The sequence below is a fragment of the Escherichia sp. KS167_9B genome, assembly GCF_030295215.1.
In the GTDB taxonomy this organism is placed as follows: Bacteria; Pseudomonadota; Gammaproteobacteria; order Enterobacterales; family Enterobacteriaceae; genus Escherichia; species Escherichia coli_F.
Map to the genome: position 1 here is coordinate 3,583,415 of NZ_AP025754.1, position 22,192 is coordinate 3,605,606.

Consider the following 22,192-nt stretch of genomic DNA (forward strand, 5'->3'; position numbering starts at 1 on the left):
GATCAGTACAGCAGACGGGCGCGAATGGTGCCCGGAATAGCTTTCATTGCCTGCAGCGCTTTTTCGGCAACGTCTTCGTCAGCTTCAATATCAATAACCACATAACCCATCTGCGCTGAGGTTTGCAGATACTGTGCAGCGATGTTAACGCCCTGCTCGGCGAAGATTTTGTTCAGCGCAGTTAACACGCCCGGACGGTTTTCGTGGATGTGCATCAGACGACGCCCACCATGCAGTGGCAGCGAGACTTCCGGGAAGTTCACCGCAGAGAGCGTTGAGCCATTGTCAGAGTACTTGATTAATTTACCTGCAACTTCCAGACCGATATTCTCCTGTGCTTCCTGAGTCGAACCGCCAATATGTGGCGTCAGAAGGACGTTATCGAACTCGCACAGCGGAGAGGTAAACGGATCGCTGTTGGTCGCCGGTTCCGTCGGAAAGACATCGATTGCCGCACCTGCCAGGTGTTTGCTCGCCAGCGCATCACACAGTGCCGGAATATCCACCACCGTTCCGCGCGAGGCATTAATCAGCAACGAGCCGGGCTTCATTAGCGAAATCTCTTTCGCGCCCATCATATTTTTGGTAGACGGATTCTCTGGCACATGCAAACTCACCACATCGCTCATATTCAGCAGATCAGAAAGATGCTGTACCTGAGTGGCGTTGCCCAGCGGCAGTTTGTTTTCAATATCATAAAAGTAAACATACATTCCCAGCGATTCAGCCAGAATGCCCAACTGTGTACCAATATGACCATAGCCGATGATACCCAGCTTTTTGCCGCGCGCTTCAAAAGAGCCAGCTGCCAGCTTGTTCCAGACACCACGGTGCGCTTTAGCGTTGGCTTCCGGTACGCCGCGCAATAGCAGCAGAAGTTCGCCAATTACCAGCTCCGCAACAGAGCGCGTATTAGAGAACGGTGCGTTAAATACCGGGATCCCGCGTTTTGCAGCTGCATCCAGATCAACCTGGTTCGTTCCGATACAGAAACAGCCAATAGCGACCAGTTTTTCTGCGGCGTTGATCACGTCTTCAGTCAGATGGGTACGGGATCGCAGGCCGATGAAGTGGGCATCGCGGATGGATTCTTTTAATTGTTCATCATCCAGCGCGCCTTTGTGAAATTCGATGTTGGTGTAACCCGCTGCACGAAGGCTTTCCAGCGCCTTTTGGTGCACGCCTTCTACCAGCAGAAACTTAATCTTGTCTTTCTCCAGCGATACCTTTGCCATTTACCCAATCCTGTCTTTTGAAATGTTGTGTGCGGATTTGCATCCGCCTTTCAACATATCAAAAAATAATATTGCGGCAATATGAACGTTTGCGTCGCGATGTTGAGGAAATATCACGCAAAGGTTTTTCTTGGATGAATATGCTGGATTAGAGGATTTATTTAGAGCAATCGACAATAGCCAGGTAAAAACGTGACACATGTCACCAAATTTAATGAAGAGAATTTTTTTAACGGGGGAGGTTCCCCCGTCAGATCATTTCACAATGGTTTTGACACCGTCAGGTGTGCCAATCAGCGCAACGTCCGCGCCACGGTTAGCAAACAAGCCAACAGTCACCACGCCCGGAATCGCATTTATGGCGTTTTCCATCGCTATCGGGTCAAGGATTTCCATGCCGTGGACGTCGAGGATCACGTTGCCGTTATCGGTCACCACGCCCTGACGGTATTCCGGACGACCGCCCAGTTTCACCAGCTGGCGCGCCACTGCACTACGTGCCATCGGGATAACTTCTACTGGCAGCGGGAATTTGCCCAGAATATCAACCTGCTTAGAAGCGTCTGCAATACAGATAAATTTTTCCGCAACCGAAGCAATGATTTTTTCACGGGTCAGCGCCGCGCCGCCGCCTTTGATCATTTGCATGTGGCCGTTGATTTCATCTGCGCCATCAACGTAGATGCCAAGGCTGTCGACTTCGTTGAGATCAAAAACGTGAATGCCGAGGCTTTTCAGTTTTTCAGTGGACGCATCCGAACTGGAAACGGCCCCTTCAATCTGGCCTTTCATCGTGCCGAGCGCATCAATAAAGTGTGCGGCGGTGGAACCTGTACCTACACCAACAATGGTGCCGGGCTGAACATACTGAAGTGCCGCCCATCCTACTGCTTTTTTCAATTCATCCTGCGTCATGATCGTTTCGCCTGTGGTATGAAATTTCACTCGCATTATACTCTAAATAATTCGAGTTGCAGGAAGGCGACAAGAGAGTGAATCCCCAGGAGCTTACAGAAGTAAGTGACTGGGGTGAGCGAACGCAGACACAGCACATGCAACTTGAAGTATGACGAGTATATACAAAAAAAGCGATTCAGACCCCGTTGGCAAGCCGCGTGGTTAACTCATCCATAAAATATCGCGCAATGGCGGGCATCCCCTTTCGCCCGGCAAATAAAGCATATAAAGGTCTGGGTATGCCGCTCCAGGGCGCGAACTCGCTGAGCGAAATGCAATAGCGCAAATCCCTGATCTTTTAAGCTGCGTGTTTAACCACTGATACAAATGTACCCGCCGACGGCTTCGGTATATGCAACCTGACGCAAAATTGTGTCATAGTGCAGGAAAAAGCATTTACCAGGAGCAGACAACAGCAATGAAACGCCCGGACTACAGAACATTACAGGCACTGGATGCGGTGATACGTGAACGAGGATTTGAGCGCGCGGCACAAAAGCTGTGCATTACACAATCAGCCGTCTCACAGCGCATTAAGCAACTGGAAAATATGTTCGGGCAGCCGCTGTTGGTGCGTACCGTACCGCCGCGCCCGACGGAACAAGGGCAAAAACTGCTGGCACTGCTACGCCAGGTGGAGTTACTGGAAGAAGAGTGGCTGGGCGATGAACAAACCGGTTCAACTCCGCTGCTGCTTTCACTGGCGGTCAACGCTGACAGTCTGGCGACGTGGTTGCTTCCGGCGCTGGCTCCTGTGTTAGCTGATTCGCCTATCCGCCTCAACTTGCAGGTAGAAGATGAAACCCGCACTCAGGAACGTCTGCGCCGCGGCGAAGTGGTCGGCGCGGTGAGTATTCAACATCAGGCGCTGCCGAGTTGTCTTGTCGATAAGCTCGGTGCGCTTGACTATCTGTTCGTCAGCTCAAAACCGTTTGCCGAAAAATATTTCCCTAACGGCGTAACGCGTTCGGCATTATTGAAAGCACCTGTGGTCGCCTTTGACCATCTTGACGATATGCACCAGGCCTTTTTGCAGCAAAACTTCGATCTGCCCCCAGGCAGCGTACCGTGCCATATCGTTAATTCTTCGGAAGCATTCGTGCAACTTGCTCGTCAGGGCACCACCTGCTGTATGATCCCGCACCTGCAAATCGAGAAAGAGCTGGCCAGCGGCGAACTGATTGACTTAACGCCAGGGCTATTTCAACGCCGGATGCTCTACTGGCACCGCTTTGCTCCTGAAAGCCGCATGATGCGTAAAGTCACTGATGCGTTGCTCGATTATGGTCACAAAGTTCTTCGTCAGGAATAATCCATCAAATAATGCCTGGTAATACATACCAGGCATCACCTCCAGTTCTTTTTGTATTCCTTGAATCACATCACAAAATAGACAAATCTCAGGCGGCAAAAAACGACGTCTGGATGCATTTTTTTTGCTGGCGACAAACCCACGTAAAAAGCTCACCGTAAGCGCAAATACCCTCATTTTGATTGCGTTTTATGGAGCAAATAATGTCTAACGTGCAGGAGTGGCAACAGATTGCCAACAAGGAATTGAGTCGTCGGGAGAAAACTGTCGACTCGCTGGTTCAGCAAACCGCAGAAGGGATCGCCATCAAGCCGCTGTATACTGAAGCCGATCTCGATAATCTGGAAGTGACTGGTACCCTTCCTGGTTTGCCACCCTACGTTCGTGGCCCGCGTGCCACTATGTATACCGCCCAACCGTGGACTATCCGTCAGTATGCCGGTTTCTCGACAGCAAAAGAGTCTAACGCTTTTTATCGCCGTAACCTGGCCGCCGGGCAAAAAGGTCTTTCCGTTGCGTTTGACCTTGCCACCCACCGTGGCTACGACTCCGATAACCCGCGCGTGGCGGGCGACGTCGGCAAAGCGGGCGTTGCTATCGACACCGTGGAAGATATGAAAGTCCTGTTCGACCAGATCCCGCTGGATAAAATGTCGGTTTCGATGACCATGAATGGCGCAGTGTTACCCGTACTGGCGTTTTATATCGTCGCCGCAGAAGAGCAAGGAGTTACGCCCGATAAACTGACAGGCACCATTCAGAACGATATCCTCAAAGAGTATCTTTGCCGCAACACCTATATTTACCCGCCAAAACCGTCAATGCGTATTATCGCAGACATCATCGCCTGGTGTTCCGGCAACATGCCGCGATTTAATACCATCAGTATCAGCGGTTACCATATGGGTGAAGCGGGTGCCAACTGCGTGCAGCAGGTAGCATTTACGCTCGCTGATGGGATTGAGTACATCAAAGCAGCAATCTCCGCTGGGCTGAAAATTGATGACTTCGCTCCTCGCCTGTCGTTTTTCTTCGGCATTGGCATGGATCTGTTTATGAACGTCGCCATGTTGCGTGCGGCACGTTATTTATGGAGCGAAGCGGTCAGTGGATTTGGCGCACAGGATCCGAAATCACTGGCGCTGCGTACCCACTGCCAGACCTCAGGCTGGAGCCTGACTGAACAGGATCCGTATAACAACGTTATCCGCACCACCATTGAAGCACTGGCTGCAACGCTGGGCGGTACTCAGTCACTGCATACCAACGCCTTTGATGAAGCGCTTGGTTTGCCTACCGATTTCTCAGCACGCATTGCCCGCAATACCCAGATCATCATTCAGGAAGAATCAGAACTCTGCCGCACCGTCGATCCACTGGCCGGATCCTATTACGTTGAATCGCTGACCGATCAAATCGTCAAACAAGCCAGAGCCATTATCCAACAGATCAACGAAGCCGGAGGTATGGCGAAAGCGATCGAAGCAGGTCTGCCAAAACGAATGATCGAAGAAGCCTCAGCGCGTGAACAGTCGCTGATCGATCAGGGAAAACGTGTCATCGTTGGTGTCAACAAGTACAAACTGGATCACGAAGACGAAACCGATGTACTTGAGATCGACAACGTGATGGTGCGTAACGAGCAAATTGCTTCGCTGGAACGCATTCGCGCCACCCGTGATGATGCCGCCGTAACCGCCGCGTTGAACGCCCTGACTCACGCCGCACAGCATAACGAAAACCTGCTGGCTGCCGCTGTTAATGCCGCTCGCGTTCGCGCCACCCTGGGTGAAATTTCCGATGCGCTGGAAGCCGCTTTCGACCGTTATCTGGTGCCAAGCCAGTGTGTTACCGGCGTGATTGCGCAAAGCTATCATCAGTCTGAGAAATCGGCCTCCGAGTTCGATGCCATTGTTGCGCAAACGGAGCAGTTCCTTGCCGACAATGGTCGTCGCCCGCGCATTCTGATCGCCAAAATGGGCCAGGATGGGCACGATCGCGGCGCGAAAGTGATCGCCAGCGCCTATTCCGATCTCGGTTTCGACGTAGATTTAAGCCCGATGTTCTCTACACCTGAAGAGATCGCCCGCCTGGCAGTAGAAAACGACGTTCACGTAGTGGGCGCATCTTCACTGGCTGCCGGTCATAAAACGCTGATCCCGGAACTGGTCGAAGCGCTGAAAAAATGGGGACGCGAAGATATCTGCGTGGTCGCGGGTGGCGTCATTCCGCCGCAGGATTACGCCTTCCTGCAGGAGCGCGGCGTGGCGGCGATTTATGGTCCAGGTACGCCTATGCTCGACAGCGTGCGCGACGTACTGAATCTGATAAGCCAGCATCATGATTAATGAAGCCACGCTGGCAGAAAGTATTCGCCGCTTACGTCAGGGTGAGCGTGCCACGCTCGCCCAGGCCATGACGCTGGTGGAAAGCCGTCACCCGCGTCATCAGGCGCTAAGTACGCAACTGCTTGATGCCATTATGCCGTTCTGTGGTAACGCCCTGCGACTGGGTGTTACCGGCACACCCGGCGCGGGGAAAAGTACCTTTCTTGAAGCCTTTGGCATGTTGTTGATTCGTGAGGGACTAAAGGTTGCAGTTATTGCGGTCGATCCCAGCAGCCCGGTCACTGGCGGTAGCATTCTCGGAGATAAAACCCGCATGAATGACCTGGCGCGTGCCGAGGCGGCGTTTATTCGCCCGGTACCATCCTCCGGCCATCTGGGCGGTGCCAGTCAGCGAGCGCGGGAATTAATGCTGTTATGCGAAGCGGCGGGTTATGACGTAGTGATTGTCGAAACGGTTGGCGTCGGACAGTCGGAAACGGAAGTCGCCCGCATGGTGGACTGTTTTATCTCGTTGCAAATTGCCGGTGGCGGCGATGATCTGCAGGGGATTAAAAAGGGGCTGATGGAAGTGGCAGATCTGATCGTTATCAACAAAGACGATGGCGATAACCATACCAATGTCGCCATTGCCCGGCATATGTACGAGAGTGCCCTGCATATTCTGCGACGTAAATACGACGAATGGCAGCCACGAGTTCTGACTTGTAGCGCACTGGAAAAACGTGGAATCGATGAGATCTGGCACGCCATCATCGACTTCAAAACCGCGCTAACTGCCAGTGGTCGTTTACAGCAAGTGCGGCAACAACAATCGGTGGAATGGCTGCGTAAACAAACCGAAGAAGAAGTACTGAATCACCTGTTCGCGAATGAAGATTTCGATCGCTATTACCGCCAGACGCTTTTAGCGGTCAAAAACAATACGCTCTCACCGCGCACCGGCCTGCGACAGCTCAGTGAATTTATCCAGACGCAATATTTTGATTAAAGGAATTTTTATGTCTTATCAGTATGTGAACGTTGTCACTATCAACAAAGTGGCGGTCATTGAGTTTAACTATGGCCGAAAACTTAATGCCTTAAGTAAAGTCTTTATTGATGATCTTATGCAGGCATTAAGCGATCTCAACCGGCCGGAAATTCGCTGTATCATTTTGCGCGCGCCGAGTGGATCCAAAGTCTTCTCCGCAGGTCACGATATTCACGAACTGCCGTCTGGCGGTCGCGATCCGCTCTCCTATGATGATCCGTTGCGTCAAATCACCCGCATGATCCAAAAATTCCCGAAACCGATCATTTCGATGGTGGAAGGTAGTGTTTGGGGGGGCGCATTTGAAATGATCATGAGTTCCGATCTGATCATCGCCGCCAGTACCTCAACCTTCTCAATGACGCCTGTAAACCTCGGCGTCCCGTATAACCTGGTCGGCATTCACAACCTGACCCGCGACGCGGGCTTCCACATTGTCAAAGAGCTGATTTTTACCGCTTCGCCAATCACAGCCCAGCGCGCGCTGGCTGTCGGCATCCTCAACCATGTTGTGGAAGTGGAAGAACTGGAAGATTTCACCTTACAAATGGCGCACCACATCTCTGAGAAAGCGCCGTTAGCCATTGCCGTTATCAAAGAAGAACTGCGTGTACTGGGCGAAGCGCACACCATGAACTCCGATGAATTTGAACGTATTCAGGGGATGCGCCGCGCGGTTTATGACAGCGAAGATTACCAGGAAGGGATGAACGCTTTCCTCGAAAAACGTAAACCTAATTTCGTTGGTCATTAATCCCTGCGAACGAAGGAGTAAAAATGGAAACTCAGTGGACAAGGATGACCGCCGATGAAGCGGCAGAAATTATCCAGCATAACGACATGGTGGCATTTAGCGGCTTTACCCCGGCGGGTTCGCCGAAAGCCCTACCCAACGCGATTGCCCGCAGAGCTAACGAACAGCATGAGGCCAAAAAGCCGTATCAAATTCGCCTGCTGACGGGGGCGTCAATCAGCGCCGCCGCTGACGATGTACTTTCTGACGCCGATGCTGTTTCCTGGCGTGCGCCATATCAAACATCGTCCGGTTTACGTAAAAAGATCAATCAGGGCGCGGTGAGTTTCGTTGACCTGCATTTGAGCGAAGTGGCGCAAATGGTCAATTACGGTTTCTTCGGCGAAATTGATGTTGCCGTCATTGAAGCATCGGCACTGGCACCGGATGGCCGAGTCTGGTTAACCAGCGGGATCGGTAATGCGCCGACCTGGCTGCTGCGGGCGAAGAAAGTGATCATTGAACTCAATCACTATCACGATCCGCGCGTTGCAGAACTGGCGGATATTGTGATTCCTGGCGCGCCACCGCGGCGCAATAGCGTGTCGATCTTCCATGCAATGGATCGCGTCGGTACCCGCTATGTGCAAATCGATCCGAAAAAGATTGTCGCCGTCGTGGAAACCAACTTGCCCGACGCCGGTAATATGCTGGATAAGCAAAATCCCATGTGCCAGCAGATTGCCGATAACGTGGTCACGTTCTTGTTGCAGGAAATGGCGCATGGGCGTATTCCACCGGAATTTCTGCCGCTGCAAAGTGGCGTGGGCAATATCAATAATGCAGTCATGGCGCGACTAGGGGAAAACCCGGAAATTCCTCCGTTCATGATGTATTCGGAAGTGCTACAGGAATCGGTGGTGCATTTACTGGAAACGGGCAAAATCAGCGGGGCCAGCGCCTCCAGCCTGACTATCTCGGCCGATTCCCTGCGCAAGATTTACGACAATATGGATTACTTTGCCAGCCGCATTGTGTTGCGTCCGCAGGAGATTTCCAATAACCCGGAAATCATCCGTCGTCTGGGCGTCATCGCTCTGAACGTCGGCCTGGAGTTTGATATTTACGGGCATGCCAACTCAACGCACGTAGCCGGGGTCGATCTGATGAACGGCATCGGTGGCAGCGGTGATTTTGAACGCAACGCGTATCTGTCGATCTTTATGGCCCCGTCGATTGCTAAAGAAGGCAAGATCTCAACCGTCGTGCCAATGTGCAGCCATGTTGATCACAGCGAACACAGCGTCAAAGTGATCATCACCGAACAAGGGATCGCCGATCTGCGTGGTCTTTCCCCGCTTCAACGCGCCCGCACCATCATTGATAATTGTGCACATCCTATGTATAGGGATTATCTGCATCGCTATCTGGAAAATGCGCCCGGCGGACATATTCACCACGATCTTAGCCACGTCTTCGATTTACACCGTAATTTAATTGCAACCGGCTCGATGCTGGGTTAATGACTCGTCCCGTCACGATCTTCAGCAATATGCTGAAGCATCGTGGCGGTATAACGATGATTTCTGATTGAATAAAGATATTCCTGCATATACATCGGCCTGTGCGGCGCATCAAAATATTTCAGCGTTGCCGGATTAACCAGTCGCCAGGCAAAATGCGGGATCACCGTCAGAAAATGTCCGCGCTCCACGGCGCTGATTTTGGCCATAAAACTGTAAGGTCGATAAATAATGGTGGGATTGATCCCACAAGGACGCATATTCGCATCAATCATTGCTTCGAAGTTGGCCCGGTTCTGAAAGCGCATTTGTAGCCAGGGTAGCTCCTGAAGCAACTCTTGCTCTTGTCGCTCTTCATAACGGCGAGAAACGAGAAAGCCCAATCGCAGCGGTGGTAGTTCACTAATAGTCAGGTTTTCCAGTTCCTGAACTCGTGCAGATACATGCTGTGGGGAGATTATAAAATCTAACTGACGGTCAAAAAGATTATCGATAACGCCGTTTTCGCTGAACTCAACTGGCTGGGCGGTCACGCCTTCGTACTTATCTCCGAGACTAATCAACTGATCAAAAATAATGGTCGGATAAGTATTATCTATGCCTATCACAATTTCTCGTGAACGACGTCCTGAGTTATGGATTTCATTATCAATCGCAGAAAGCCGTTGATAAACCGGGAACAGTTTTTGATACAGTTCCTGCCCGGCTTTATTGAGGCTGATATTATTATCTTTGCGGGTAAATAGCGTATAGCCAATTTGTTCTTCCAGCGCGGCAATGCTTTTGCCAAATGGCGAAGCCGTCATATGGATTTTTTCTGCCGCCCGGGCAATATTATTAGTTTGCGCTAATAAAATGAAATTGCGCATCTTTTTCGAAATAAAAATGTCCATCCCAGCTCCCCCGCATCCTTGTCCGCTTAACCGTTTCAGTTAGCCTATCCTTGATGAAACCGCGAGCAAAGATAGGTGATTACGTCATGGTTTTACAGAAAATTACAGAAAAAGGAGGCAATATCGGGTAAAGGCATTAGCCCGACCAATACGTCGGGCTACAAGTATTATTGTGCGGCAGGTGTTTTAGCGGGTTGTTGATCCACAGGTTCTAACTGGAAGACCACATCGACCTGATCATCAAACTGAATAGCAGCCTGCTCGTAAGTTTCCTGGGCTGAGACCGGCGCGGCATCGGCTTTCATCATCCGCACCATTGGGCTGGGCTGATAGTTGGAAACATGGTAGCGCACGCTATATACCGGCCCTAGTTTACGATGAAAGCCGTTCGCCAGTTCCTGCGCCTGATGAATCGCGTTATCAATCGCTGCCTTACGCGCTTTGTCTTTATAGGCATCCGGCTGCGCCACGCCCAGCGATACAGAACGAATTTCGTTAAGACCCGCCTTCAGCGCACCATCCAGCAAGGAATTCAGTTTGTCTAACTGACGGAGCGTGACTTCCACCGTTCTCACAGCACGGTAGCCTTTCAGGATACTTTTACCATCCTGATAATCATAATCTGGCTGGGTGCGTAAGTTCGCTGAGCTGATATCTTTTTTCGCGATCTGATTGAGTTCAAGGAAGGAAATGTATTGTGCGACGCGCTCATCCGCCTGTTTCTTGGCAGTAGCGGCATCCTTCGCGGCCACGTTGACTTCAATCGCAAGAGTGGCAATGTCTGGCACCGCATCCACGCTTGCCGTACCGGAGGTGACAATATGCGGTCCATCCGGCAATTCGTTAGCCTGCGCTGCCATCCCGCTAATACCCATTAATGCCGCCAGGGCGATAACTTTGAACTTCACGTTAGTCTCTCCGTGTTAATTGACTTGCCCAAAATTCAGGACCTCTGGAGGCAAGCTTAGCGCCTCTGTTTTATTTTTCCATCAGATAGCGCCTAACTGAACAAGGCTTGTGCATGCGCAATACCGTCTCTCGCCAGCTGCAAGGCAATAAACCACATAACACATCCCACTACCAGATTGATAATGCGCTGTGCTTTTGCCGTACGCAGACGCGGTGCCAGCCAGGCTGCGAGAAGAGCCAGACCAAAGAACCAGAGGAAAGAGGCGCTAATTGTCCCGAGCGCAAACCAACGTTTTGGTTCGACGTCAAGCTGCCCACCAAGGCTGCCCAGTACAACAAAAGTATCCAGGTAAACATGCGGATTCAGCCAGGTCACTGCCAGCATGGTGGCGATAATTTTCCATCTGCCTTGCTTCATGACTTCGGCACTGGCTAACTCAATATTACTGCTCATTGCTGTTTTAAAAGCGCCATAACCATACCACAGCAAGAAGGCTACGCCGCCCCAGGTGACCAGCGCAAGCAACCACGGCGACTGCATCAATAACGCACTGCCACCAAAAATCCCGGCGCAAATCAGGACCAAATCGCTGATAGCACAAAGTAAGGCAATCATAATGTGGTACTGACGACGTATGCCCTGATTCATCACAAAAGCATTTTGTGGACCGAGCGGTAGGATCATAGCCGCCCCAAGGGCAAGACCTTGAAAGTAATAAGAAAACACGTTGGATATTCCGAATTAAGTATCTGATGCAGAGACTATATCGCGGGATTGTTATTAGCGGAAATTGATAATATTAATTGGCAATCAGAAAAACTAATAAGAGAGAGGCCAGAGAGTATTATCTGGCCTCAGCGTTGATTATGCAGCTTTGTCTTCTTTCACCCGCTTAAAGTTCACATCCATTTGCGGGTACGGGAAGCTGATACCGGCGGCATCAAATTCACGTTTAATACGCTCCAGCACATCCCAGTACACGTTTTGCAGATCGCCGCTTTTGCTCCAGACGCGGACCACGAAATTAATCGACGATGCGCCAAGTTCGTTCAGACGCACAGTCATTTCGCGATCTTTCAAAATGCGGTCTTCAGACTGGATAATATTGGTCAGGATCTGCTTAACCTGATCGATATCGGAATCATACGCCACGCCAATAATAAATTCGTTACGGCGAACTGGCTCGCGGGAGAAGTTAATAATATTCCCGGCAATAATTTTACCGTTCGGAATAACGATAATTTTACCGTCTGCAGTACGCATGGTGGTGGAGAAAATCTGCACGCTCAGCACAGTACCGGCTACGCCGCCGAGGTCAACATATTCTCCGGCACGGAACGGGCGGAACATGACCAGTAACACGCCAGCGGCCAGGTTAGACAGTGACCCCTGCAAAGCCAGACCAACAGCTAAGCCTGCGGCACCGAGTACAGCAATGACTGACGCTGTTTGTACGCCCACGCGGCCCAGTGCAGCGATTAGCGTAAAGGCGATAATTCCGTAACGGACTAATGCAGAAAGAAAATCAGCAACGGTGGCATCGATTTTACGGGAGATCATCAGGCGATTCACCGCGTTGGAAATCATCCGCGCGATAATCAAACCAACGATGATGATCGCGAGTGCCGCCACGATGTTTACTGCATAACTTAGCAGCAGCGCCTGGTTAGCCACCAGCCAGCTCCCCGCGCCGTTTATGCTATCGACAACATTCAAATCTTCCATTCAATATTCCTTTTCAACTGACTCAAAATGGAGAAATACACTCCGCCGCCTTATGACGGGCAGTCTGACAAGGGTAAACAATAAAGCATAATTTTGCCAAATAGATCACAGATTTCTCATCTGCATCACCTTGCTTTTGGTGAAAAAAGATCCGCAGAGCGGGCCTCAGACAGATAGCAATGTGCGATTTGTCATACTGGATGCGGCTTTAACGCCTTACCAGACCTACAAAAGCCTGTAAATTCAGTATATTGCAGGATACGTGTAGGCCTGATAAGCGTAGCGCATCAGGCATTTTTTCTTTTGGCGAAAAAAAGACCCGCAGAGCGGGCCTTGAGATAAGCAGAAAGGAATATCTTACAGAACGTCGATCGCGTTCAGTTCCTGGAATGCTTTTTCCAGACGAGCGATCATCGAAGTCTGACCGGCACGCAGCCATACGCGCGGATCGTAGTATTTCTTGTTCGGCTGATCTTCGCCTTTCGGGTTGCCCAACTGACCCTGCAGATAAGCTTCGTTCGCTTTGTAGTAGTTCAGAACACCTTCCCAGGTTGCCCATTGGGTATCGGTATCGATGTTCATTTTCACTACGCCGTAGCTTACGGAGTCTTTGATTTCCTGAGCAGTAGAACCGGAACCGCCGTGGAATACGAAGTTCAGGCTGTTGTGCGGCAGGTTGTGTTTCTTAGAAACATATTCCTGAGAGTCACGCAGGATGGTCGGAGTCAGAACAACGTTACCCGGCTTGTATACGCCGTGTACGTTACCGAAGGACGCTGCGATGGTGAAGCGCGGGCTGATTTTGCTCAGCTCGGTGTATGCGTAATCAACGTCTTCCGGCTGGGTGTACAGTGCAGAAGCGTCCATGTGGCTGTTGTCCACGCCGTCTTCTTCACCACCAGTGCAACCCAGTTCGATTTCCAGAGTCATGCCGATTTTGGACATACGCTCCAGGTATTTAGAGCAGATTTCGATGTTCTCTTGCAGAGATTCTTCAGACAGGTCGATCATGTGAGAAGAGAACAACGGCTTACCGGTAGCTGCGAAGTGTTTTTCACCCGCGTCCAGCAGACCGTCGATCCACGGCAGCAGTTTTTTCGCGCAGTGGTCGGTGTGCAGGATCACTGGAACACCATAGTGTTCAGCCATCTGGTGAACGTGATGCGCACCAGAGATCGCACCCAGGATAGCAGCACCCTGCGGAACGTCAGATTTCACGCCTTTACCAGCGATAAAGGAAGCACCACCGTTGGAGAACTGAACGATAACCGGCGCTTTAACTTTAGCCGCGGTTTCCAGTACGGCGTTGATGGAGTCAGTACCGACGCAGTTTACTGCTGGCAGTGCGAAGTTGTTTTCTTTTGCTACCTGGAAAACTTTCTGTACGTCATCACCAGTGATTACGCCAGGTTTTACGAAATCAAAAATCTTAGACATGTCTCTTGTCCTGTATCGTCGGGCCTTATACTCGTCATACTTCAAGTTGCATGTGCTGCGTCTGCGTTCGCTCACCCCAGTCACTTACTTATGTAAGCTCCTGGGGATTCACTCTCTTGTCGCCTTCCTGCAACTCGAATTATTTAGAGTATGAAAAAATGCGTGCTCTAAAAGCGCGCTGCAACAAGGGCAGGTTTCCCTGCCCTGTGATTTTTTACTTCTTAGCGCGCTCTTCGAGCATCGCTACTGCAGGCAGTACTTTACCTTCCACGAATTCGAGGAATGCGCCGCCGCCAGTGGAGATGTAGGAGATTTTGTCAGCAATGCCGAACAGGTCGATTGCTGCCAGAGTGTCACCGCCACCAGCGATGGAGAACGCTTCGCTGTCTGCGATAGCGTTAGCCACGATTTCAGTACCTTTGCGGAAGTTCGGGAATTCGAACACGCCAACCGGGCCGTTCCACAGAATGGTTTTCGCATTCTTCAGGATTTCAGCCAGTTCCTGCGCAGAAGCATCGCCGATATCCAGGATCTGCTCGTCAGCTTTCACATCGTTAACAGATTTCAGGGTAGCCGGTGCAGTTTCAGAGAACTCAGTTGCTACGCGAACGTCAGACGGAACCGGAATGTTGCAGGTGGTCAGCAGACGTTTTGCTTCGTCAACCAGGTCAGCTTCGTACAGGGATTTACCCACATCGTGGCCTTGTGCCGCGATAAAGGTGTTAGCGATACCACCACCCACGATCAGCTGGTCAGCGATTTTGGACAGGGAATCCAGAACGGTCAGTTTGGTAGATACTTTAGAACCACCAACGATAGCCACCATCGGGCGAGCAGGTTCTTTCAGTGCTTTACCCAGCGCGTCCAGTTCAGCTGCCAGCAGCGGGCCTGCGCACGCAACATCAGCGAATTTACCGATACCGTGAGTAGAAGCCTGCGCGCGGTGAGCAGTACCGAATGCGTCCATTACGAACACGTCACACAGTGCAGCATATTTTTTGGACAGGGTTTCGTCGTCTTTCTTCTCGCCTTTGTTGAAGCGAACGTTTTCCAGAACAACCAGTTCACCTTCAGCAACGTCAACGCCGTCGAGGTAATCTTTAACCAGACGAACCGGGTTAGACAGTTTGTCTTTCAGGTAGTTAACAACCGGCAGCAGAGAGAATTCTTCGTTGTACTCGCCTTCGGTAGGACGACCCAGGTGGGAAGTTACCATCACTTTCGCGCCTTGTTTCAGGGCCAGTTCGATGGTCGGCAGAGAAGCACGGATACGCGCGTCGCTGGTTACTTTCCCGTCTTTTACTGGTACGTTCAGATCCGCACGGATAAATACACGTTTCCCAGCAAGATCCAGATCGGTCATCTTAATTACAGACATGGTGAATCCTCTCGTTGATTCTAAAAGTTTTGCAGACGCTGCTTGCGTCTTACCTGAAAGCAACAGTAGCCATAGCTAACGTCGTGTCGAGCATTCGGTTAGCAAAGCCCCATTCGTTATCGCACCAGACCAACGTTTTGATCAGGTGCGCGCCACTGACCCGGGTTTGGGTGCCATCGACAATGGCACTGTGCGGATCGTGGTTAAAATCTACAGAGACCAACGGCAATTCCGTATAGTCAACTATACCATGAAATGCACCTTGTGCTGCTTTTTGCAGCAACAGGTTGACTTCATTGGCTTTTACAGGTTTCTTCACCGTCACGCTTAAATCGATTGCCGTCACATTTATGGTTGGTACACGCACCGCAATCGCTTCAAAGCGATCGTTAAATTGCGGAAAAAATCGTGTGATACCGGCGGCCAGTTTAGTATCGACTGGAATGATCGACTGGCTGGCTGCCCGGGTGCGACGCAGGTCAGGATGGTATGCATCAATAACCTGTTGATCGTGCATGGCGGAGTGAATTGTGGTCACTGTGCCGGACTCAATACCGTACGCATCATCTAACAATTTGATGACGGGAATTATGCAATTCGTGGTACAGGAAGCGTTAGAAACGATGCGGTGTTCCGCACGAAGTTGATCCTGATTGACGCCGTAAACCACGGTCGCGTCGAGATCGTTACTGCCAGGATGTGAAAAGAGCACTTTTTTGGCCCCGGCGGCAATATGCGCTTCGCCATGCTCGCGGGAGCCATATACGCCGGTGCAGTCAAGAACCACATCGACGCCAAGTTCACGCCATGGGAGCGATTGCAGTGAACGTTCGTGCAATACGCGGATGGCGTCATCACCAACAAAAAGTTGATCGCGTTCCTGTCGTACTTCCCATGCAAAACGGCCATGACTGGTGTCATATTTCAACAAATGCGCCATGCCCGCAGCATCCGCCAGTTCGTTGATTGCCACCACGGTAATTTCCGCCCGGCGTCCGGATTCATACAAAGCACGAACCACATTACGCCCGATGCGACCGAAGCCATTTATCGCTACGCGTACGGTCATAGATCTCCTGCAAGGTTTTCCCTGAGCAAATTTGCCAGACAGAGTAATCCAGCAAATCGTCCGGGGAAACCTTACCTGTCGCAAACTGCGACTGATTGGTTAATTGTCGAACATTTAATCGACTGAAACGCTTCAGCTAGGATAAGCGAAACGTGGAATAAAAGGAATGATTGTCCAGTCAAAGAAGACAATTATCTGACTTGTATCACACTTTCTTCCCTTCTTGCAGGAGGCTTTATTCCAGACTGGCGTAATAATAACCGCACAATAACTGGAATAAATTGTCAGCTTATGAAGTTATACCTGCCTTCTTCCGTCATCTCTAATATCAGATTGGCCTGACAACTATTCAGCAGCACACGCTCGACATTGGGACCATCGGTTCGGGCATAAAAAGCTTCGGCTTCATCCCGCGATAATCCCCCCGCAATTTTACGACTAATCAAGCGTTCCCGCAGAATTTGAACGGGGGCATGAATAAAAACAGAAAAATCGCAGAACGATGCCAACGCCCGCCACTTCTCGTCATCCAGCAACAACCAGTTTCCTTCGACGATGACGAGTGGTGCGGTAACGTGCAACACATCTTCAACAGGATCATGCTTTTGTCGATCGTACTGCGGCCACGTACAATCCCCTTCCACGACCTGGCGCAGATTTTCCGCCAGTTTCGCAACGTCAAATGTCTCTGGTGCGCCTTTGAAGGGGCGCAATTGATGCGCGTCCAGCCAGCTATTGTAATGGTGAAAACCATCCATCGGCAGCGTCTGAATAGCGGGTAGTTCCGGGTCTTGTTGCGCGAGATATTCCCAGAAAGTGGTTAGGGTAGATTTACCCGTCCCCGGCGGAGCGCAAAGAAAAACCACGGTACGCCGCTGCGGATTTACCGTCTGTAAGGCTGCCAGCATACGCAGCAACGGTTTATGCACATTTTCAATCTCTTCGTTCGGGTACTGCGCCTGTACCTTCAATCCATTCACCGTCAGTTCGATTTTCACGGCGTTAATTCCTTTAAGGTGGTCGTTACTGCCAGCGTCAGCGCCGTTTTGACCATCCCACTAAAACGCACCTCTGACCAGACGGCGAAATCAGCGAACTTCATCGCTTTTAACGCGTCATAGAGCGTCGCATTGCGGGTTATGCTATTGACGTTGCTGATAAAATCCCAGGTAATGTCATCGGCAAATCCGGGCGTTTCATCCTGTTCATTCAGGTAATGCCAGAACTGGGAAAAGTGCGTGATATCGGCATACAGCCATTTGTCCATTTTCCCCAGCGCAAAAATCAAACGTAGCGCAACATCAATATCGTCAAGCGGGCCGCTTTGAGCGAGTAACGGCTTCACTGCATATTCCACGATCTCTTCATCATTATCGACAAACAGCGACGGCAGAAACTGGCGTATCCCCTGGAGCAAAATGGCATATGCAGTTTTCATAAATGACAATAAATTGTCCTGTGCGTCCAGTTGCTCAAGCACATCATCTTCTGTCAGCGTCGCCATTCGTCTTCCGATAGATCACCATCAATGCAGGGAGTTTATTATATTACACGTTTGGTCCGCGCCGCCGATCAGTAATGTCTGCGTCCGCACCCCATTCGCCGTCTGTTGGATACCATTCACCAACTCGCCGCCCGTCACGCCCGTAGCGCTAAAGAGGATATCGTTCCCCCTCACCAGTTCATCGAGCGAGTACACACGGTTAACGTCAACGCCCATTGCCTTGCAACGCTGGCGTTCCTGTTCTGCAATCTGCCGATTTTCCGTGTAATCCCCTTTGGCCTGACAAAAATCAATCAGCTCGGCCTGCATATCCCCACCCAATGCTTTAACAGCACAGGCAGAAATAACTCCTTCCGGCGCGCCGCCGATGGTGTACATCACGTCGTAAGGATTATCCTGCCAGCAGGTCAGCACGCTGGCGGCGACATCGCCATCTGGCAGGGCAAAAACCTTCACGCCCAGTTGTGTCGCTTCCTCAATTGCGGCTCTCAGGCGCGGTTTATCCAGCGTAACCATACGTAGCTGGTCCAGCGGTTTGCCTAACGCTTTCGCCACATTGCGCAAGTTGTCCGCCAGGGGTAACGCCAGATCAATCGCGCCCGCCGCCAGCCGATTAACGACCAGCTTTTTCATATACATATCGGGCGCGTGTAACAGGCTGCCTCGTGGGGCGAAAGCCATTACCGCCAGCGCATTGCTCTGCCCCATCGCCACCATCCGCGTGCCTTCAATCGGGTCAACCGCGATATCGACTTCTGGCCCATCGCCTTTGCCCACCTCTTCGCCAATCCACAGCATCGGCGCATGGTCAATTTCTCCCTCGCCGATGACCACTCGCCCACGAAAAGCGACATCGTTTAATGCCTGGCGCATCGCGGTGACCGCCAGGCCATCAATTTTATTTTTGTTGCCACATCCGGTTTGCGGCCAGGCAGCCAACGCTGCCTGCTCCGTAACGCGAAATAATGGCCACGCCAGGGACATCATTGCGCGGCCTCCCCGATATCAACGCCAAATTGCGCCAGCAGATATTTCTCGGCCTGTTCATTCCAGATGCCGTGCGTTTCCTCAACCAGCCGCGCAAGCTCTTTAAACAGCGGATCTGTTTTACCTTTTTCGGCAAAATCGGCAATGGCGGTGAGCGGCATGGTAACGCCGTTGTAAATGAGTTTTTTACCACCGGGGATATCCGGTAAATTGAGAACGGTTTCTGGCACTGCATCCAGGCCACCGATATGCGTCACCATAAACGACGGTTGCAACTGCCCCGTGGCGCTCAGGGCAATCGCCTCTTTCATATCGTCCGTTGAACCACCCGATGTACCGACGACGTGCGTGCTGTTGTAATGGACGTTGTAGAAATTAAACGGCACTTTGAAGTTTTTATCCGTCGGCCCGGCAAAGAAGTTCAGGCAGCCATCTTCCGCCAGTAATTCGTCAGCCATCTCAACGACAGCAGGCACCGCCGCATAAACAAAAATGTCATCGAACCCAGCATCTCCTGTCAGCGCCCGCAGCTTCTGTACCGGATCGGCCATTCCTTTGGTATTCACATATATCAGCTCAATGCCTTTGCTGGCCGCCAGCTCCACCGGCAGCAGCTTCTGCACCTGTGCCAGGCGTTTGTCGTCGATATCGACCACCACTACCCGCGACGGTTGTATGCCGCCGTTAATAGCGTAATCGATAGCGCCTATCCCCATCGGGCCAGCACACGCCAGCAGCGCAATATTGCCACCAGGTTTCACGCCCATGCGATGCTCATAAACATATTGCGTGGTGTGATAATTGGCATGATAAGCGCCAATAATGCAGCACATCGGCTCTGCCAGAGACGCCGCAGCAAAATAAGATCCGTGATACGGTAATACGCAGCCCAGGTTAATGGCGATCTCCGGAATAATCATATAGGTAGCATTACCGCCAAAATATTCGTAGCTGTATCCCGCAGAATACCCGCTTGGTAGCCCCATCGCCGGTTGCAATACAAAACGTTGGCCTTTTTTATATTTGTCGGTAAGATTTTTCCCCACTTCAACAATAATCCCGGCACATTCATGCCCGGTAATGACCGGATGATTTTCTAAATCGTCGGGCACCCGTTTATGTTCGCTACCGAGTAACGCCGCTTTCCAGGTCGATAAACACACACTGTCAGAAATTACACTCACCAGCAGTTCATTATCGGTAATTTCGGGCAGTTCAAATTCGCGCAGACGGACATCCCGCTTGCCATAAATAGCAGCAACTTTGGTTTTCATTTTTACCTCGGCAATCAGTTTTTATGTTCAGCGGTTAATTGATTAAATAAAGTGTCGAGTTTGGGATCGCCAATATAGTTATTAATCAATATCAGCGGTTTATCCGTCACACGTTTCACGCGCCCTTCCAGACTAGCGTGAGTAACGACGATATCCACATCTGCAGGCACGTTTTCTATCGCGTAATGTTTTACTTCTATTGCCAGCCCCGCTTTTTCCAGGCGCTTACGGAAGGTGGTTGCGCCCATCGCGCTGGAGCCCATTCCCGCATCGCAAACAAAGGCGATACGCTTAACCCGGCTTAACGAGAATGTACCTTCTTGTTTCATCGCCTTAACCGCATTGGCGGACTGCACAAACTCATCTTCGCTCTCCGTTTCCACCGTTTTTTCCATCTTCAGTATTACGGAAGTGATAGCAAAGGACACCAGGGTACCTACCGTAACACCGGCAATTGTCGCCAGGAACGAGCCTTTCGGCGTCAGTGCAAGGTAAGCAAAGATAGACCCCGGACTTGGACCAGCCACCAGACCACCGTCCAGTAAGTTAAACATCCAGGTGCCAGACATACCGCCGGCAATCATGGCAATAATGGTCAGCGGCTTCATCAGCACATACGGGAAATACAGTTCGTGGATCCCACCGAGGAAGTGAATAATCATCGCCCCGGGCGCAGAACGTTTACTCATCCCTTTACCAAACAAAGTAAACGCCAGCAGCAGTCCTAAGCCAGGCCCAGGGTTGGACGCCACCATAAAGAAGATGGATTTACCGTTAACTGAAGCCTGTTGCATCCCCAACGGGTAATAGACGCCCTGATCTATCGCGTTATTGAGGAAAAGCACTTTCGCCGGTTCATTGATGACTGACAGCAAAGGCAGATAGCCCGCATGTACCAGCGCCTCAATACACTCTTTGACGAAAGTATTGGCAATTAACACCGCCGGGCCGATTACTTCAAAACCCAGCAGACAAAGGAGCATCCCGGTGATACCTAATGAGAAGTTATTGATAACCATCTCAAAACCAGCAGGTATGCGTTTTTCCAGTGCCTTATCGACATATTTTATGACCAGCCCACCTAACGGTCCCATGATCATTGAACCAAGGAACATCGGGATTTCTGCGCCGACGATTACACCAATTGTCCCTATTCCGCCCATGACTGCGCCGCGTTTACCGCCGACTAAATGGCCACCGGTAGAACCAATCATTACGGGCAATAAATAGGTAATCATCGGGCCGACAATTTTGGCGAAATGTTCGTTAGGCAGCCAACCAGTAGGAATAAATAATGCAGTAATAAAACCCCAGGCAATAAAAGCACCAATATTGGGGATGACCATTGCCGTCAAAAAGCCCCCAAAAGCCTGGACCTTTGCACGAGCAGACTTGTTTTCCATAATATTATCCTGTAGAGGAGAGAGTCATTATTCGCGGCTGATAATGTCCGCTAATTGTTTTTCTGATGTTGCAGTTAAGAGTTGTTCAAGTATTTCTTCTTCGCACAGCAATTCACTTAACGCCTGAATAGCACCAATGTGCGAATCGGCATCGGCAGCAGAAAGACCGATAAGTAATTTAATCGGTTCGTCATTCCCCGGAAAATAAACGCCTGGTTTAAGTAACGTCAAAGACATCCCGGTTTTAAGCGCCCCACATTCCGGTCGCGCATGAGGCATTGCCACGCCTGGTGCGAGAATATAATAAGGGCCATTGTTAATGGTGGAATCTTTAATAGCCTGAATGTAATTCTCGCTGATATAGTTTTTATCCAGCAATGATGCCATCGAGAAATTGATAGCTTCCTGCCAATCTTTTGCTGAATGTATAACTGAGATTGATGATTCTGGAAAATAATCAATAAGCCGCATAAA

20 protein-coding genes are annotated in these 22,192 nt (G+C 50.8%); 5 read left to right on the forward strand and 15 right to left on the reverse strand.

Annotation, left to right across the window (positions count from 1 at the left end):
• Positions 1-2: 2 nt before the first annotated feature.
• Entirely contained in the window at positions 3-1,235 is a 1,233-nt protein-coding gene (gene serA, locus QUE34_RS18020; protein WP_001151604.1) for a phosphoglycerate dehydrogenase, read from the reverse strand.
• A gap of 255 nt (positions 1,236-1,490) precedes the next feature.
• A complete protein-coding gene (gene rpiA / locus QUE34_RS18025; RefSeq protein ID WP_000189743.1) occupies positions 1,491-2,150 on the reverse strand; it encodes a ribose-5-phosphate isomerase RpiA in 660 nt (219 codons plus the stop codon).
• 460 nt (positions 2,151-2,610) lie between these two features.
• On the opposite strand from rpiA, the gene argP reads away from it, so the two are divergent.
• From argP to scpC, 5 genes are all read left to right on the forward strand, one after another.
• On the forward strand, positions 2,611-3,504 hold the full coding sequence (gene argP, locus QUE34_RS18030) for a DNA-binding transcriptional regulator ArgP (protein WP_001360955.1): 894 nt from the start codon (positions 2,611-2,613) through the stop codon (positions 3,502-3,504).
• A gap of 203 nt (positions 3,505-3,707) precedes the next feature.
• Entirely contained in the window at positions 3,708-5,852 is a 2,145-nt protein-coding gene (gene scpA, locus QUE34_RS18035; protein WP_103253860.1) for a methylmalonyl-CoA mutase, read from the forward strand.
• Complete coding sequence (meaB, locus tag QUE34_RS18040; protein ID WP_000606507.1) at positions 5,845-6,840, forward strand: methylmalonyl Co-A mutase-associated GTPase MeaB; 996 nt, start codon at positions 5,845-5,847, stop codon at positions 6,838-6,840. Before scpA ends, meaB begins: the two co-directional genes overlap by 8 nt.
• 10 nt (positions 6,841-6,850) lie before the next feature.
• Positions 6,851-7,636 (forward strand): methylmalonyl-CoA decarboxylase, encoded by a 786-nt coding sequence (scpB, locus tag QUE34_RS18045; protein WP_000122080.1) that lies wholly within the window; start codon positions 6,851-6,853, stop codon positions 7,634-7,636.
• Positions 7,637-7,659: 23 nt separating this feature from the next.
• Entirely contained in the window at positions 7,660-9,138 is a 1,479-nt protein-coding gene (gene scpC, locus QUE34_RS18050; RefSeq protein ID WP_000449927.1) for a propionyl-CoA:succinate CoA transferase, read from the forward strand.
• Here scpC and srsR read toward each other — a convergent pair.
• The 13 genes from srsR to cmtB form a co-directional block, all read right to left on the reverse strand.
• Positions 9,135-10,031, reverse strand: coding sequence for a LysR family transcriptional regulator SrsR (gene srsR / locus QUE34_RS18055; RefSeq protein ID WP_000350807.1), 897 nt, complete (start codon positions 10,029-10,031; stop codon positions 9,135-9,137). The genes scpC and srsR overlap by 4 nt on opposite strands.
• A gap of 167 nt (positions 10,032-10,198) precedes the next feature.
• A complete protein-coding gene (locus QUE34_RS18060; protein ID WP_000669834.1) occupies positions 10,199-10,939 on the reverse strand; it encodes an oxidative stress defense protein in 741 nt (246 codons plus the stop codon).
• Between the two features lie 92 nt (positions 10,940-11,031).
• A complete protein-coding gene (argO, locus tag QUE34_RS18065) occupies positions 11,032-11,667 on the reverse strand; it encodes an arginine exporter ArgO (protein ID WP_103253861.1) in 636 nt (211 codons plus the stop codon).
• A 138-nt stretch (positions 11,668-11,805) separates the two neighbouring features.
• Complete coding sequence (gene mscS / locus QUE34_RS18070) at positions 11,806-12,666, reverse strand: small-conductance mechanosensitive channel MscS (protein WP_000389817.1); 861 nt, start codon at positions 12,664-12,666, stop codon at positions 11,806-11,808.
• Positions 12,667-13,023: 357 nt separating this feature from the next.
• A complete protein-coding gene (fbaA, locus tag QUE34_RS18075) occupies positions 13,024-14,103 on the reverse strand; it encodes a class II fructose-bisphosphate aldolase (protein WP_000034372.1) in 1,080 nt (359 codons plus the stop codon).
• A 214-nt stretch (positions 14,104-14,317) separates the two neighbouring features.
• Entirely contained in the window at positions 14,318-15,481 is a 1,164-nt protein-coding gene (gene pgk / locus QUE34_RS18080) for a phosphoglycerate kinase (RefSeq protein ID WP_000111269.1), read from the reverse strand.
• Between the two features lie 49 nt (positions 15,482-15,530).
• Positions 15,531-16,550: an erythrose-4-phosphate dehydrogenase gene (gene epd, locus QUE34_RS18085; protein WP_000218480.1), complete on the reverse strand. Its 1,020-nt coding sequence runs from the start codon at positions 16,548-16,550 to the stop codon at positions 15,531-15,533.
• A 284-nt stretch (positions 16,551-16,834) separates the two neighbouring features.
• A complete protein-coding gene (locus QUE34_RS18090; protein ID WP_103253862.1) occupies positions 16,835-17,548 on the reverse strand; it encodes a nucleoside/nucleotide kinase family protein in 714 nt (237 codons plus the stop codon).
• Complete coding sequence (fumE, locus tag QUE34_RS18095) at positions 17,545-18,054, reverse strand: fumarase E (RefSeq protein WP_103253863.1); 510 nt, start codon at positions 18,052-18,054, stop codon at positions 17,545-17,547. Before fumE ends, QUE34_RS18090 begins: the two co-directional genes overlap by 4 nt.
• A 21-nt stretch (positions 18,055-18,075) precedes the next feature.
• Complete coding sequence (gene glpX, locus QUE34_RS18100) at positions 18,076-19,041, reverse strand: class II fructose-bisphosphatase (RefSeq protein ID WP_103253864.1); 966 nt, start codon at positions 19,039-19,041, stop codon at positions 18,076-18,078.
• On the reverse strand, positions 19,038-20,315 hold the full coding sequence (locus QUE34_RS18105) for a zinc-binding dehydrogenase (protein WP_103253865.1): 1,278 nt from the start codon (positions 20,313-20,315) through the stop codon (positions 19,038-19,040). The genes glpX and QUE34_RS18105 overlap by 4 nt, the downstream gene beginning before the upstream one ends.
• A gap of 14 nt (positions 20,316-20,329) precedes the next feature.
• A complete protein-coding gene (gene cmtA / locus QUE34_RS18110) occupies positions 20,330-21,718 on the reverse strand; it encodes a PTS mannitol transporter subunit IICB (RefSeq protein WP_000428833.1) in 1,389 nt (462 codons plus the stop codon).
• Positions 21,719-21,745: 27 nt separating this feature from the next.
• A complete protein-coding gene (gene cmtB, locus QUE34_RS18115) occupies positions 21,746-22,189 on the reverse strand; it encodes a PTS mannitol transporter subunit IIA (RefSeq protein ID WP_103253867.1) in 444 nt (147 codons plus the stop codon).
• Positions 22,190-22,192: the final 3 nt, after the last annotated feature.